At 35.9% G+C, this 15508-nt stretch carries 18 protein-coding genes; 14 read left to right on the top strand and 4 right to left on the bottom strand.

Going from position 1 to position 15508, the window contains the following annotated elements:
- Positions 1-104: 104 nt before the first annotated feature.
- Complete coding sequence (locus M2139_RS13010; protein ID WP_280739297.1) at positions 105-995, bottom strand: YitT family protein; 891 nt, start codon at positions 993-995, stop codon at positions 105-107.
- A gap of 190 nt (positions 996-1185) precedes the next feature.
- On the opposite strand from M2139_RS13010, the gene M2139_RS13005 reads away from it, so the two are divergent.
- From M2139_RS13005 to M2139_RS12950, 12 genes are all read left to right on the top strand, one after another.
- Positions 1186-1530, top strand: a complete 345-nt coding sequence (locus M2139_RS13005) for a nucleotide pyrophosphohydrolase (RefSeq protein WP_280739296.1) — start codon at positions 1186-1188, stop codon at positions 1528-1530.
- A complete protein-coding gene (gene dapB / locus M2139_RS13000) occupies positions 1523-2311 on the top strand; it encodes a 4-hydroxy-tetrahydrodipicolinate reductase (protein ID WP_280739295.1) in 789 nt (262 codons plus the stop codon). The genes M2139_RS13005 and dapB overlap by 8 nt, the downstream gene beginning before the upstream one ends.
- Positions 2308-3534 carry a CCA tRNA nucleotidyltransferase gene (locus M2139_RS12995; RefSeq protein WP_280739294.1) on the top strand — a complete coding sequence of 409 codons (1227 nt, stop codon included), beginning with the start codon at positions 2308-2310 and terminating at the stop codon, positions 3532-3534. The genes dapB and M2139_RS12995 overlap by 4 nt, the downstream gene beginning before the upstream one ends.
- An 88-nt stretch (positions 3535-3622) precedes the next feature.
- Positions 3623-4078 carry a hypothetical protein gene (locus tag M2139_RS12990; protein WP_280739293.1) on the top strand — a complete coding sequence of 152 codons (456 nt, stop codon included), beginning with the start codon at positions 3623-3625 and terminating at the stop codon, positions 4076-4078.
- Between the two features lie 406 nt (positions 4079-4484).
- A complete protein-coding gene (locus M2139_RS12985) occupies positions 4485-5351 on the top strand; it encodes a phosphate ABC transporter substrate-binding protein PstS (protein WP_280739292.1) in 867 nt (288 codons plus the stop codon).
- A 76-nt stretch (positions 5352-5427) separates the two neighbouring features.
- Positions 5428-6348: a phosphate ABC transporter permease subunit PstC gene (gene pstC / locus M2139_RS12980; protein WP_280739291.1), complete on the top strand. Its 921-nt coding sequence runs from the start codon at positions 5428-5430 to the stop codon at positions 6346-6348.
- Positions 6348-7232 (top strand): phosphate ABC transporter permease PstA, encoded by an 885-nt coding sequence (gene pstA, locus M2139_RS12975; RefSeq protein WP_280739290.1) that lies wholly within the window; start codon positions 6348-6350, stop codon positions 7230-7232. The genes pstC and pstA overlap by 1 nt, the downstream gene beginning before the upstream one ends.
- A 29-nt stretch (positions 7233-7261) precedes the next feature.
- Positions 7262-8068, top strand: coding sequence for a phosphate ABC transporter ATP-binding protein PstB (gene pstB, locus M2139_RS12970; protein WP_280739289.1), 807 nt, complete (start codon positions 7262-7264; stop codon positions 8066-8068).
- A gap of 34 nt (positions 8069-8102) precedes the next feature.
- Positions 8103-8861 carry a phosphate ABC transporter ATP-binding protein PstB gene (gene pstB, locus M2139_RS12965; RefSeq protein ID WP_280739298.1) on the top strand — a complete coding sequence of 253 codons (759 nt, stop codon included), beginning with the start codon at positions 8103-8105 and terminating at the stop codon, positions 8859-8861.
- 63 nt (positions 8862-8924) lie between these two features.
- Positions 8925-9614 carry a phosphate signaling complex protein PhoU gene (phoU, locus tag M2139_RS12960; RefSeq protein ID WP_280739288.1) on the top strand — a complete coding sequence of 230 codons (690 nt, stop codon included), beginning with the start codon at positions 8925-8927 and terminating at the stop codon, positions 9612-9614.
- 121 nt (positions 9615-9735) lie between these two features.
- Positions 9736-10155 (top strand): cupin domain-containing protein, encoded by a 420-nt coding sequence (locus tag M2139_RS12955; protein ID WP_280739287.1) that lies wholly within the window; start codon positions 9736-9738, stop codon positions 10153-10155.
- A gap of 14 nt (positions 10156-10169) precedes the next feature.
- The gene (locus tag M2139_RS12950; protein WP_280739286.1) at positions 10170-10931 is read left to right on the top strand and encodes a CPBP family intramembrane glutamic endopeptidase; all 762 of its coding nucleotides are present in this window, start codon (positions 10170-10172) and stop codon (positions 10929-10931) included.
- A 28-nt stretch (positions 10932-10959) separates the two neighbouring features.
- On the opposite strand, the gene M2139_RS12945 is transcribed toward M2139_RS12950, so the two are convergent.
- Genes M2139_RS12945 through M2139_RS12935 form a run of 3 tightly spaced genes read right to left on the bottom strand, consistent with a single transcriptional unit; the run spans position 10960 to position 14172 of the window.
- Positions 10960-11517: a BMC domain-containing protein gene (locus M2139_RS12945; RefSeq protein WP_280739285.1), complete on the bottom strand. Its 558-nt coding sequence runs from the start codon at positions 11515-11517 to the stop codon at positions 10960-10962.
- A 4-nt stretch (positions 11518-11521) separates the two neighbouring features.
- A complete protein-coding gene (locus tag M2139_RS12940) occupies positions 11522-12871 on the bottom strand; it encodes a 4Fe-4S dicluster domain-containing protein (protein ID WP_280739284.1) in 1350 nt (449 codons plus the stop codon).
- 50 nt (positions 12872-12921) lie between these two features.
- The gene (locus M2139_RS12935) at positions 12922-14172 is read right to left on the bottom strand and encodes a phosphotransferase (RefSeq protein WP_280739283.1); all 1251 of its coding nucleotides are present in this window, start codon (positions 14170-14172) and stop codon (positions 12922-12924) included.
- A gap of 296 nt (positions 14173-14468) precedes the next feature.
- Here M2139_RS12935 and M2139_RS12930 point away from each other — a divergent pair, with 296 nt between their 5' ends.
- Both M2139_RS12930 and eutP read left to right on the top strand, forming a co-directional pair.
- Positions 14469-14819 (top strand): BMC domain-containing protein, encoded by a 351-nt coding sequence (locus tag M2139_RS12930; protein WP_280739282.1) that lies wholly within the window; start codon positions 14469-14471, stop codon positions 14817-14819.
- 3 nt (positions 14820-14822) lie between these two features.
- Complete coding sequence (eutP, locus tag M2139_RS12925; protein WP_280739281.1) at positions 14823-15260, top strand: EutP/PduV family microcompartment system protein; 438 nt, start codon at positions 14823-14825, stop codon at positions 15258-15260.
- Positions 15261-15508 lie beyond the last annotated feature (248 nt).

Below are 15508 nucleotides of genomic sequence, written 5' to 3'. Positions count from 1 at the left end.
GTCATGCTAAAAAGCACCTCCTGTTAAATTCATTTTACTTGAATTCAACAAGAAGTGCTTTTTTATTATGTCCCACTATTCTGGGTCAGTTCCGTTCCCAATCACTAGTCGTCATTTTTTAGTTGTTTTCTAAAACTAAAACGGTTGGCTTGAGGTTTTAAATAAGTAAAGCCTTCACCTTCTACTTCGTGAACATTAATCACTGAAAGAAAAGCGCGTTCATCAATTTGATAAATTAAACGTTTGACTTCATGTATTTCCCGAGGACTAACCACAATATAAAGAATTTTTTTCGGATGTTGAGAATATCCGCCTTCGCCATTGAAAAAAGTTACGCCCCGTTCTAAATTATCCATTAACAAAGGAGCGATGGCTTCACTGTGATTGGAAATAACGATTAAACCTTTGGCAGCGTAAGCTCCATCTAACATAGAATCAATCACTTTACTAAAAACATAGGAAACAATCAAAGTATACATCATGCGATTTAAATCCAAATAAGTTAAGGAAAGAGTTAAAATAATAACATCAAAAATTAAAAGTGAACGTCCCATAGAAATACCGTAATTAATTTCTAAAATTCGTGCTACTACATCACTTCCGCCAGTGGTGCCCCCTGTTCGGTAAACTAAGCCACTACCAATCCCGCCAGCTAAACCAGCTAATAAAGCAACAATCAGCAAGTCATTTTCTAAATTGATGACAATTGGAATTCGTTGCCAAATCCATAAAAAACTTGAAAGACTAACGGTTCCGATAATAGTATAAATAAAAGTCCGGCGACCTAAAATTTTCCCACCAATTAAAACTAAGGGAATATTAATCAGTAAAGTGGAATAAGCTGGATCAATCTGAAATAAAGCTCGCAGCATTAAAGTAATTCCGCTAACGCCACCTTCAGCTAAATGATTAGCAATATTTAAATAAACTAAGCCAAAAGCATAAATGCAGGTCCCTGATAAAATCAGTAAGACATCTTTTATTTCTCTTTTCATAAGCTCCTCCTTAATGGTCTTCTCGATAATGAAAAAATAGTATTCAAATATCAATTTAACATGAAAAAAATTTTTTCTCAAATTAAGAGGGTAGGATTTTACTAGCACTTTTGTTAAGATAACTTTATAATTGAATCAGCGATATTTTTTTTAAAGAAAAATAATTATAAACTAGAGGGGAAATCAAAAAATGACAGAAACGCGTTCTTTGGCATCAATCCAAAAAGAAGTCGATGAATATATTCAACAGTTTAAAACTGGTTATTTTTCACCACTAGGACAGCTGGCCCGGTTAACTGAAGAAGTTGGCGAGTTAGCCCGAGAAATCAACCATTATTACGGAGAAAAGCCTAAAAAAATTGATGAAGCCAATAAGACAGTTGATGAGGAATTAGCAGATGTGATGATTGTTTTAGTGATGTTAGCTAATTCGCTGGATATTGATTTAACTGGTACTTTTGAAAAAAATATGGAAAAATTTAACCAACGGGATAAATACCGTTTTGAAAGAAAGGATGGCAAAACACATGATTAAAATAATAGTCGCAGGTTTTAGCGGAAGAATGGGGAGCACTGCTACCAAAATGGTTTTAGACCATGAAAATTTTGAATTAGTAGGTGTTTTAGATCCGATTGCTACAGCAACCAATTTGCAAGAATTACCTGAATATCCTGGTGTAGATGTGCCAATTTTCACTAAAAAAGAAGAAATTTTAACGGTTCAGCCAGATGTTTGGATTGATTTTACAATCCCAGCTTTTTCGGTAGAACATACTCGTTTTGCTTTAGAAAATCAGATTGCACCCGTCGTGGGAACCACTGGCATTGATGAAGCTAGTGTTGCTGACTTGATTGCTTTATCAAAAGAAAAAAAGGTCGGTGGCCTAATTGCACCGAATTTCGCAATCGGTGGTGTTTTAATGATGCAATTTGCTCAACAAGCTGCAAAATATTTCCCTGATGTCGAAATTATTGAATTACATCACGATAAAAAATTAGATGCGCCTAGTGGGACTGCTATTAAAACCGCGGAAATGATTAGTGAAATCCGCCAAGCTAAAAAACAAGGGCATCCTGATGAAATAGAAACCATTCCCGGAGCTCGTGGGGCTGAGTTTGAAGGCATGCGGATTCATAGCGTACGTTTACCGGGATTAGTTGCCCATCAGCAAGTGCAATTTGGGGCAGAAGGAGAAGGTTTAACGATTCGTCATGATTCTTATGATCGCAGTTCATTTATGAGCGGTGTCGCTTTAGGCTGTGAAAAAGTCGTGAATTTACAAGAATTAGTTTATGGCCTTGATCAATTACTATGAGATTAAATAATTTACCAAGTGAATTTCAACAAGCTCTACCTAGTTTAAAAAAAATTCAAGCAGCTGGCTATGAAGCTTATTTTGTCGGCGGCTGTGTTCGAGATGTTTTATTAAATCATCCCATTCATGATGTTGATATTGCCACCAGTGCTTTCCCTGAAGAAGTAAAGGCGCTATTTCCGAAAACTTTTGATGTGGGAATTGAACATGGTACGGTGATGGTTTTAGCAGATAATCAAGAAACTTATGAAATCACTACTTTTCGAACAGAATCAACTTATCAAGATTTTCGTCGTCCCGACCAAGTGGCTTTTGTCCGCTCTTTAAAAGAAGATTTGAAACGTCGCGATTTTACGGTGAATGCTTTGGCGTTAACTGTTGACGGAGAAATTATTGATTTATTTGCTGGCTTAAAAGATTTAGAGGATAAAGTTTTACGAGCGGTGGGAAACCCTCACGAGCGTTTACACGAAGATGCTTTGCGAATGATGCGAGGCTTGCGTTTTATGAGCCAATTAGGTTTTTCGCTAGAGGAAAATACTTTTGCGGCGATTTTAGCGAATCATCAATTACTTGAAAAAATTTCGGTTGAACGAGTTCATGTGGAATTTATGAAATTGATGTTGGGTTCTTATCGACGGGATGCCTTGTTAGCTTTTGTAGAAACCCAATGCTATCAATACTGTCCGGGCTTAGCAGGTGGTAAAGAGGCATTGTTGAAAATAGCTGATTTGCCAGAAAGACCATTGGCTTCTGAAAGTCAGGTGTGGGCTTTGTTATTAAGTGTGCTGCAAACACCTTTAACCGAAATTAATTCCTTTTTAAAACACTGGCGCTGTTCCAATCAAGTCATTAAAGAAGTGCAACAATTAGTGCTGGGCTTAAAATTTCGCTTAGAGCAACCGTGGACGCTACAACTAATCTATCAATTAGGGGCTGAGGCATTACAAAATGTTGAAGAGCTACGTTATTATTTTGGTCAAGAAAGCCAAGTACAACAAGTTTTAGCTAGCTATCAAGCCTTACCAATTCACGATTTAAAAGATTTAGCGATTACCGGGCAAGATTTATTGACAGCCTGTCAAGCTAAAGCCGGCAAATGGGTCAGCTTGCTATTGGCTCGCTGTGAAGAAGCGGTGCTGTTAGGTGAGCTTCCCAACGAAAAAGATCAGCTCTTAGCTTTCGCCAAAAAAGCCTATCCGGAAATTTTAGCAAACTTATAAATCTTCTAAGCAAATTGCTGTCTTACTTCCCCTAATCCGTGCTAGAATTAAGAAGTAGCGGATTATAAATTGCTGAGGAGTGAAGAAAATGGCTAAAGAAATGACTGCTTTAAAGTTCTATTTTAGAAATGGCGAAACTTGGACAATTGAACGACGTTATATTGGTGATTTGTGGATTAAACGCATCACAACTAGTTTTGGCAGAATTAATGGTAGTGAGTTTATTGAAATTCATCCTTGTGAAGGTCTAAAAATCGAAATTTTTCAAGAGGGTGATCATGTTGCCACTCACGATATTAATTTAGGTGGCTTGGAGCTAGGCATGTTTGCTCGGGCTTTGAAATATCAAGATATTGAAAGAATGGAAATTTTATATCGTAACGGGGCGCCAGACATGGTTTATTTCCCTTACAAAGATACAGATACAGAAGGTTTAGATAATATCTATCAATCAACAAAAATTAGCGAAAAAACTAAAAGTCTTTATATTGTGATTGATCCTAAGCAAACAGTTGATGACATCTATAGTGAACTTTTAAAATAATCAAGCAATTTTCAGGGTCTTAAGTCAATGACTTAGGGCCTTTTGTGTTTTTTGCCCTTTTCGCTTTTTCGTTCATCTTTACATAAAATTTACATTTCCTTGATGAGATATTGATATGGATTGTGTACACTAAGAGTTAGTGAGAAAATGAAATTTATTTTTTAAGAAAGTAATATATCAAAATGAGTAAGGATGTCAGTTCAACTTATCAAGAAACCAAGCTAGTTGAATGATATACGGCACGAAAATAAGACTAATTTTTCTAAGAAAAATTAATCCAATAAAATGAGTAAGGATGTCAGTTCAACTTACCAAGAATCAAACTAGTTGAATGATATACGGCACGAAAATAGGACTAATTTTTCTAAGAAAAATTAATCCAATAAAATGAGTAAGGAGTCGTCATATGAAAAGACTGGGAAAAAATCTTTTGAAGCCACTGCTTTTTTTAGGAGCTACAGCACTTTTAGCTGGTTGTGCTTCTTGGATTGATCGTGGGGAATCAATTACAGCTGTTGGTTCATCTGCTTTGCAACCATTAGTAGAAACGGTTGCGGAAGCTTATCAAGCAGAGAATCCGGGACAATTTGTTAATGTTCAGGGAGGCGGAAGCGGCACGGGGTTAAGTCAGGTGCAATCTGGTGCGGTTGAAATTGGCAATTCAGATTTATTTGCTGAAGAAAAAAATGGCATTGATGCCGAAGCTTTAGTTGATCATCGGGTGGCCGTAGTCGGTATTACACCAGTGGTTAATAAAAAAGTCGGGGTTAGCGATATTTCTTTAACGGATTTGAAGAAAATTTTCTTAGGAGAAATTACTAACTGGCAAGAACTAGGTGGTAAGGATCAAGAAATTGTTCTGTTAAATCGGGCGACAGGAAGTGGCACGAGAAGCACTTTTGAAAAATGGGTCTTAGATGGTCAAACGGCGATTCAAGCTCAGGAGCAAGATTCCAGCGGGATGGTTCGCCAAATTGTGGCGGATACACCAGGCGCCATTAGTTATATGGCTTTTTCTTACGTAACGGATGATGTTGCGGCTTTAAGTATTGATGGCATCGAGCCAATTGATGAAAATGTGTTAAATAATCAGTGGGTGATTTGGTCCTATGAACATCTCTATACAAAAGGGGCGCCAACTGATTTAACTAAAATATTTATAGATTATATTCTTTCTGCTGAAGTTCAAGAGGGGATTGTCGGTGAATTAGGCTACATTCCCGTTTCAAAAATGGAAGTGGAGCGAGATTGGCAAGGAAATTTAGTTAAATAAACGTAAATACTTAAAATGTGGGCTTATTTTTATCAAGTAGCAAAGAATCACTTAATAGATGTGAGAGGTGTTTATTTTGGAAGATGTGAAAAAGGCATTATTGACCAAGTCAAAACGGGCCAAAATGGAAAGCAGAGGAAAAATGCTGAGTTTCATTTGTATTGGTTTTATTGTTTTTGTTGTAGCTGCTATTTTTTATTTTGTAGCAAGTAAAGGGTTAGCGACTTTTTTTACTAATAAAGTTAATGTTTTTGATTTTCTTTTTGGAACAAAATGGAATCCAAGTCAAGTGGGACCTGATGGCAAAGCGCAAGTTGGTGCATTACCAATGATTGCGGGCTCTTTTATCGTAACATTTATGTCAGCGATTATTGCAACGCCTTTTGCGATTGGGGCAGCAGTATTTATGACTGAAATTTCACCGAAGCAGGGCACTAAAATTTTACAACCCGTTATTGAATTGTTAGTGGGAATTCCATCAGTTGTTTATGGTTTTATCGGTTTAACCGTGATTGTGCCTTTTATTCGTTCCATTTTTGGCGGTACGGGTTTTGGGATTTTAGCTGGTAGCTTTGTATTATTTATTATGATTTTACCAACTGTTACGACGATGACGGTTGATGCTTTAAAAGCTGTTCCCCGTCATTATCGCGAAGCTTCCTTAGCTTTAGGAGCGACTCGTTGGCAAACGATTTATAAAGTTGTTTTGCGAGCAGCGACTCCAGGAATTTTAACAGCAGTTGTTTTTGGGATGGCGCGAGCTTTTGGTGAAGCGTTAGCGATTCAAATGGTAATTGGTAATGCGGCAATTTTACCGAGCGGTTTAACAACGCCAGCTTCCACTTTAACTTCGATTTTAACAATGGGTATCGGTAATACAATTATGGGGACCCTTGAAAATAATGTTTTATGGTCTTTAGCCTTAATCCTATTATTGATGTCTTTATTCTTTAATATTGTAATTCGTTTGATTGGTAAGAAAGGAGCGATGAAATAATGAATGCGAAACGTTGGGATAAATTTGCAACAGGTGTTTTATACACGGTTTCAGGAATTATCGTTTTAATTTTAGCTGCTTTATTACTATTTATTTTAGTTAGAGGGCTACCAAATATTTCATGGGAATTTTTAACGCAACCTTCTAAAGCTTACCAAGTTGGTGGGGGAATTGGGATTCAGCTTTTCAATTCCATTTACTTACTATTTATTACGATGTTAATTAGTTTGCCAATTTCTTTAGGCGCAGGGATTTATCTATCTGAGTACGCTAAGAAAAACTGGGTTACAGATGTGATTCGGACTTCAATTGAAATTTTAAGTTCATTGCCATCTGTTGTTGTCGGATTATTTGGCTTTTTGATTTTTGTTGTTCAATTTGGTTATGGTTTTTCAATTATCTCAGGAGCGTTGGCCTTAACTCTTTTCAACTTACCTTTATTAACTAGGAATATTGAAGAATCACTGCGAACTGTTCATTATACACAGCGGGAAGCTGGCTTAGCTTTAGGTCTTTCACGTTGGGAAACAGTTTGTAAAGTTGTTTTACCAGAAGCTTTACCAGGGATTTTAACTGGGGTGATTTTAAGTTGTGGGAGAATTTTTGGTGAGGCAGCAGCCTTGATTTATACTGCTGGCCAAAGCGCACCAGCGTTAGATTTTAGTAACTGGAATCCATTAAGTGTCTCTAGTCCGATTAGTATTTTCCGCCAAGCTGAAACTTTAGCGGTTCATATTTGGAAAGTTAACACTGAAGGCACCATGCCAGATGGTGCAGCTGTTTCGGCTGGTGCTTCAGCTGTGTTAATTATCGCCGTTTTATTATTCAATTTCGGCGCACGGGCACTTGGCAAACGTCTCCATCGCAAATTGACTTCTGCCTAACCAATTAAAAGGGATTTGAGGAAAATATTATGAAAACATATAATTGGGATGAAAACCATATCATTCAATTTGAAAATAAAAAAAATACTGCTTTATATACTAATGATTTACATGTGTGGTACGGTGAAAATGAAGCCATTAAAGGTGTCGATTTACAATTCAAAAAAAATCAAATCACAGCTTTAATTGGGCCGTCAGGATGTGGTAAATCCACTTATTTACGTTCTTTAAATCGGATGAACGATGGCATTGCTAACACTCGTGTTACTGGGGAAATCATGTATGAAGACGTTGATATCAATGCCAACAATGTTGATGTTTACGAAATGCGTAAACGCATCGGCATGGTTTTTCAACGGCCGAATCCTTTTAGTAAATCCATTTATGAAAATATAACTTTCGCTTTAAAGCAACATGGTGAAAAAGATAAACACAAACTGGATGAAATTGTTGAAACAAGCTTGAAACAAGCAGCTTTGTGGGATCAAGTCAAAGATAATTTAGGTAAAAGTGCTTTGGCGCTATCTGGTGGCCAACAACAGCGTTTATGTATCGCTCGGGCGATTGCCATGAAACCCGATATTTTATTATTAGATGAGCCAGCTAGTGCGTTAGATCCAATTTCTACCGGGAAAGTGGAAGAAACTTTAATTAATTTAAGAGAAAACTATACAATTATTATCGTAACTCACAATATGCAACAAGCGGCCAGAATTAGTGATTATACAGCTTTCTTCTATTTAGGAAAAGTGATTGAATATGACGAAACCCGCAAAATCTTTACTCGACCAAAAATTCAAGCAACAGAAGATTATGTTTCTGGTCATTTTGGTTAGTAACAATTAAAAAGCCTATGAAGGGAGTAAAATGATGGCCAATGAAATTATCGGATCTACGGATCTGCACTTATACTATGGTAAAAAAGAAGCCCTAAAAGGAATTGATATGAGTATTCAAGCAGGTGAAATTACTGCGATGATTGGACCTTCTGGTTGTGGTAAATCAACCTATCTGCGTTCTTTGAACCGCATGAATGACTTAATTCCTGATGTAACGATTACCGGTAGTGTGATGTACAAAAATAAAGATATTTACAGCCCCGCTACAGATACGGTTGAATTAAGAAAAGAAATTGGCATGGTTTTCCAACAACCAAATCCGTTTCCTTTTTCCATCTATGAAAATATTATTTATGGTTTAAAGCTTAAAGGGGAAAAAGACAAACAAAAATTTGATCAAGTGGTGGAAGAAAGTTTAAAAGCTGCTTCTGTTTGGGAAGATGTGAAAGATAAATTGCATAAAAGTGCTTTGTCTTTATCTGGTGGGCAACAACAGCGGGTTTGTATCGCTCGTGTATTAGCGGTAAATCCAGAAATTATTTTATTAGATGAACCAACTAGCGCTCTTGATCCAGTTTCAACTGGGAAAATTGAAAATATGCTGCTAGAGTTAAAAGAAAAATATACGATGATTATGGTCACTCATAACATGCAACAAGCTTCACGGATTTCTGATAAAACCGCCTTTTTCTTAGAAGGCAATTTAATTGAGTTTAATGACACGAAAAAAATCTTTTTAAATCCTGAAAAAAAAGAAACAGAAGATTACATTTCCGGAAAATTCGGTTAAAATATAAAAGAGAGAAAAATTAGAATTTAAAAAAATAATACTTTAAAACAAGGGGGAAAATAAATGTTACGTTCACAATTTGAAGAAGATTTGCTCAATTTGCATAATCAGTTTTATGAAATGGGCATGATGGTTAGTAATGTTGTTCATAAGTCGGTAAAGGCTTATATTAAGCATGACAAAGCTATCGCTCAAGAAGTGATTGATTATGATGTACAAATTAATGATATGGAAGTTAAGTTAGAGAAAAAAAGTTTTGAAATGATTGCTTTACAACAACCTGTAACTACGGATTTACGAATGATTATTACCGTAATGAAAGCTAGTTCGGATTTAGAAAGAATGGCTGACCATGCCGTATCAATCGCTAAATCAACGATTCGCGTAAAAGGGGAAACCCGCATTCCAGAAATTGAAGAAGTCCTTTCTGATATGTCGGATTTTGTGAAAAAAATGGTTGATAATGTCTTAGTTGCTTACATTAAAACCGACGAAAAAGATGCCCGCATGATTGCCAATATGGATAATCAAATCAATGAGTATTTCCAAATTGTTTATCGAGATACCGTAAAAAACATGCAAAAAGACCCGGAAACAGTTATTAGTGGGACGGATTATTTACAAGTTGCTCAATATTTAGAAAGAATTGGTGATTACGTTACTAATATCTGCGAGTGGATTGTTTACTTAGCAACCGGGAAAATAACTGAATTAAATAGTAATAATGGTGAGGATTATGATTTAGAAAATTAATCACCACAGACTGATAAGTTCTATTTTAGCAGAACTTATCAGTCTTTTTTTATTTTTATTATTTTAATGAATGATTATTGGTATACTAAAGTAAATAATTTTAATTTGAAAAGGAGCTAATATGTCAGATCAGCAAATTGAGGTTTTATCACAGGAGGAAGCAATTTTTGTAGAAAAAGCTGAAGGAACGCAAATGAATTATTTTTTGTACCCAGAATTTGAAATTCATCAAAATATCCTACCTGCTCAAACAATTCAAGGATGGCATCAGCATCAAAAAATAGAAGAAACGCTTGTAATGACTGCGGGAAGTATTGTTGTAGAAACAATCGTTGCTGGTGAAAAGCTTTCACAAACTTGTGTCAAAGGCGATGTCATCCGCATGAAAAAAAGTTTACATCGCATTATTAACCCGCAAGAAATAACAGCCGAATTTATTGTCTTTCGCTTTGTGCCACAAGGGCAGAATCAGCAAGAAGTGATTAAAACTGATAAAGTAGAATTTAGTCAGGCAGAAGTTGCGGCACTATTAAAAAAATAAGTGGAGGGAATCTTTTGAAAAACAAGACAATCAAGCTTTATTTAGCTATCAGTTACGGAATCATGATACCTATTTGTGCTGTTATTTTACTATTAAATTGGCGGAATCAGGTGATATACAACACTAACTTGAGTTTTGTGGCTATTGCTTTAGCGGGATTATCAACTGCAATAGCAGGAGCTGTTGCAGCAAAACAGGCTGGGCAAATCAATCGGTTAGTTGATTTACTACGGGATTTTTTCAAAATAAGACAGCCATTACGCTATTATCTAGCTATCTTAAGTTATTTTTTATTGATATTTGGCGGGCGCTTATTTAATGGTGCTTGGAAGGACGAGCGCGATTTACTTGGCTTACCACTACTTTTTATAACTGCTATTTTATTTGGTGGTGTGGAAGAGATTGGTTGGCGCTATTTGTTTCAGAGGACATTAGAGAAAAAGGTTTCGTTTTCAGCCGCTTCTTTTACGACTTTTGTGCTGTGGGGAGCGTGGCATCTGATGTATTTTGTGGTGGACGGCTCTATTTTTACTATGACAGGTGAGACTTTAAGCTTATTTTTATTAGGACTTTTAGGAAATTGTTTTGTTTTAGGTTGTATTTTTCGAATGACGAAAAGTTTGTGGTTATGTGTATTTTTTCATGCATTGCTTAATGCTTTAACACAATCATTCAAACCAACTGATTTATTAGCGACACTGGCAATAACTATTTTTAGTATTGGAATTTCACTGTTAATTGTAAGCAAACAAAAAAATACAATGCTTAGCACTTAAAAGTGGCAAGCATTGTATTAAAATGAATTTACATAATTAAACTATCAACCAATTCTTTTCGTGGATTTGGCAAGACAATTTTATTAATCAGCATGGCTTCATCTTTAGCACCATTGGCGCCAGCTTCAACGCCAGCTTCTACAGAAGCGACATCGCCCGTCATCACCACAAAAGATTTGCCAGCAATCCCTGTCCCTAACTGAATAGCTAATAAGTGAACATCTGCAGCTTTGACTGCATAATCCGCGGCAATAATCGAACCTGCTGCTGAATAATATTCTAAGACACCGATTGCGGCGGTTTTTTCAGGAATATCAGCCATATTAACAGCTTTAATCACTGAGGGATGAACCCGAGGAATTAAAAGCTGTCCCACCACGTGACGGCCACCAATTTCTACGCCGACTTCCATAGAACGTTCTGTCGAACCAACTTGACCGCTAATCATAATGTAATATTTACCAGGGCAGCTTGCTTTAGCCATTAGCAATTGAGTATCGGCTGCTTTTAACATATAATCCACTGCTTCAATTCCTTTGGCGATACTATTTAGTTCTAAAAATCCAATTGTATCCATCTCTTTCATTAGTTTAGCCCGCCTTTCTTTCAATTGTAATGCTATCAGGAGCGATGGCTGTTACGATACCATTGATACTTGCGTGAATGTTTGCTCCTAAAGCTGTTTCAGGTTTTTGGCCGATTAAATCACCAATTTGAATAGTATCACCAATTTGAACAACGGCTTCTGTCGGTGCACCAATATGCATTTTCAAAGGGATTTTGACGCTAGCTGGTTCATAAGCGACGCAGTTTTCTACTTTCAAATCAACATATTCTTTCAAACCATCTTTTAAAATGATTTTTTTCGGGGGTACTTTTTGATAATCGCGCATGGTTGAAACGGTTAGTTCTAAGTTTTCTTTCCGTTGATAACGGACACCTTTTTCGGCTAAGCGTTGTTTAACGAATTTATTTACTTGACGTGGCATTAAGCCCATCGGACAAGCAACAACTTCGCAAATTCCACATTCACAACAAAGCAAAGCTTCTTGCCAAATTGGATCGTCATCAATTTCAGCTGGATCAGTAATCGCTAAGTGGCGCATCACACGATGAGGATGAATCGGATGGCCAATTTGATAGCGAGGGCATAATTCTGTACATAGACGACATTGAATACAAGAAGAACGAGCTTTAGTAATCACTTGCCCCATATCTTTTTCAAATAATTCATAAATAAAATCACGTTTTTCAGTAATGATAATGCCGGAAGTTGTTTTCGTGACAACTTGTTCAGCGAAATCTGCCATGGTGCCCACCCGACCCATCATAGGGCCACCGTTAATAAACATAAAGTCATCAATCGTTGCACCACCGGCTAAGGCTAAACATTCTGCAAAAGATGTACCGATCGGAACATCTAAAATTTTTGGTTCTTTAACAGCACCAGTAATAGTTAAAAATTTGCGGGTGACTTTATTGCCACTTTTGGCTTGATAGACATTTAACATGGTGGCGATATTAGAGACGACACAGCCAACATTAATCGGAATGCCGGCTGGTGGTACCGTTCTACCTGTCACTTCAAAAACCATCGTTTGTTCATCACCAGCTGGATAAAAATTTTCCATTTTAAAAACGCTGACAGGAACCTTTAATTCGGCAATCGCATTTTCTAAAGCATTAATTTCTTTTGTGTAGTAGGCTTTTGTGGCTATTACAATGTGTTGAGCTTGCAATAAAGCACCGACCTCAGCGATGGCCTGAACGCATTCTTTGGCGTAGTGGTTCATAATGTAATGGTCAGTTTTTAATAAAGGCTCACATTCAGCGGCATTAATAATAAAATATTCAGCTTGGGTTTGATACTTAGCAGCTGTCGGGAAACCTGCACCACCGCAACCGACAATGCCAGCATTAGCAATTTGTTCAAGTAACATGGAGAATACCTCTTTTCTAAAAAATAATTCAATTTATCTGACAAAAATATTTAAGCAGCTAATAAATCTGCTAAAAAAGCTTGCTGATTTTTTTCAATTAAAATAATTGCTTCATCAATTGTTTTAATATGTTGGCGTTCTTCAAATAATGTTTCACAAATTTTGATTGATAAAGCTTTCGCTAAAAATTGTTCTTTGTCACTTGATAAATGGTCAAAATCAGGGAAGGCACCAAAGCCAGAAATTCGCGATAAGTTGGCCATTGCTAAAAAGCCCAGAGCTTCTTGCAAAATCGTAACAAATAATGGTTTGAAATAATGCTTTTCATCAGGATGTTGTTGTAAATAATAGCTTTCAAAGTAAGTAAAATACGTGTTGAAAATATCTTTTATCATTTGTAATAAATAGCTAGTCATGCTCGCTTGGATGGTACCTTTAACTTTTTGATTAACACTAAAACTAGCATATTGGGCAATTAAATTGGCTGTAAAATAGCCTAAGTCATAAGAAAAGGGTCCAGTCATGGTATATTCCATATCAATTACCCGAATCCCATTAGTGTTGATGAACAGGTTAGAGGTATGAAAATCACCATGAATTAAACATTCGGCTTTTTCAGCTGCTAAATTTCTTAAATAATCCCAGTCTTTGCGAACATTATTTTTAGCAAAAAAGTTTTCAAGAATGTCTAGCAATGCTTTTTGATAAGGAGTGCTTAAAACTGGTAATGTTGAAGTTTCTTTTGTTAAAATAGCGGGAGCAATAATAAAATCGATTAAAATCCGTCGTAAATCTTGATTTTTAAAATAGTGCTTTAAATCATTAAATTTTTCGTTAGGAAGTGCAAAAAGAGAAGTATAATAGTGACTTTTTGCTAAAAATTCACCCACCGCTTTTCCTAATACCTCAGATTGCTTACCTTTGTTTAAGAAAAAACGAACAATTTCCATTTGTGATAAGTCTTCCATAATAAATAAGTGATTTTTTTGATCAACATGATAGACTTTTGGCAACATGTTTTCAATAATGCCTGAGCGTAATTGATAAGTGATAAATTCTAAGTAATTACGATTCGGATCAACAGCTCCTAAAGTTTGATTTAGGTCACTTGCAACCGTAGCAGTTGCGTGTTTAACGATATAATGTTGCTTGCCTTGTTCTACCGCATAGAGATAATTAAGATAGCCTTCAATTTCAGGATTGGTTTCACCAGTTAAACAAGTAATGGTAATTGGTTCTGTTTCTGAGAATAAGTTAGTTTGTGCCAGTAAATATTGGGCTAAATTTTCTTGATTGAGCATGATGATTTGTCACATCCTTTGCTGCTGCTTTATTTAAAATAGCTTTATTTAGAAAGCGGCTCATCTTACTTACTAGTTTAGCTACTTTTGCTTAAAAAATCTATAATACAATTATGTTCTCAGGACAAAAAAGTCTTAGAAATTTTATAAAAATAGCAATTTATTGGCAAGGGAGTTAGCAATTTTGTCATATCAAATTATGTTAAAATTACTTTGTAGGAAACGGACTAATAATTGAGATAAATAAATGATGATTAATAATTAGAAAATGGAAATTTCTAGAAGGATGTGCAAAGATGAGTAGTCGCAGAAATATTGAACGTACCATTCAAGAATATGTACCAGGGAAACAGGTAACTTTAGCTCATTTAATCCCGAATGCTGATCGTGAAGTTTTTGAAAAACTGGGTTTATCGGAAGCTGGCAATGCTATTGGGATTTTAACCATTACACCAAGTGAAGCATCAATAATTGGTGCGGATATTGCACGGAAATCTGGGGACGTTTCTATTGGTTTTATGGATCGTTTTAGTGGTGCCGTGGTAATTACCGGTGAAGTATCTTCTGTGGAATTTGCAATCGCACAGGTTATTCAAACGCTTGAGAATGTGTTGGAGTTTGATGTACCAGAAATTACGAGAACTTAAGCGATGCAAAAAATAATTTTTATTGGGGAAACTGGCTGTGGAAAAACCACCTTATCTCAATGGTTGCAAAAAAAAGAGCGAGTTTATCATAAAACGCAACAAGTTTATTACTTTGACGATTCCATTGATACACCAGGGGAATTTATGGAAAACCGTTTTTATTATAATGCGTTAGTAAGTGCTTCAGTTGATGCGAAACGAATAGCTTTTGTGCAAAGTGTCAAAGGTAGCCAAAATTATTTTCCGCCATACTTTTCTTCTCGCTTTACCAAACCGACGATTGGGATTATTACTAAAGTTGATTTAATTAGTAATGAAGAGGAATTGATTAACGCTCGGAAATATTTAACTTTAGCTGGAGCTAAAGAAATTTTTGAAGTATCTGTCGTTGATGGAACTGGTTTAGCTGAGTTGGAAGCTTATTTATTTGCAATTGAATAGGTAAATTTTAAAGTAGTTTTCTTAAATAAAAGGAACTATTGAAAAATAAAAATAGTTATTTAATAATAACTATACCAATTTGTGATTATTTGTGAAAAATATCACCATATAAAAGTCTGTTATTTATAATATTAATAAAAAAAGCCATCGTAGGGAACTGACCCCAATTAGTGGGACACATTCAAAAAAGCATTGATTAGATTGCAGATTTCCGATATTCAATCGGTGATTTGTAGTCTAATTTTTGT

Source organism: Enterococcus sp. PF1-24 (genome assembly GCF_029893325.1).
Taxonomy (GTDB): domain Bacteria; phylum Bacillota; class Bacilli; order Lactobacillales; family Enterococcaceae; genus HY326.
Note: the sequence above shows the minus strand (reverse complement) of the source record. Positions and strands in the feature narration are given on the sequence as shown.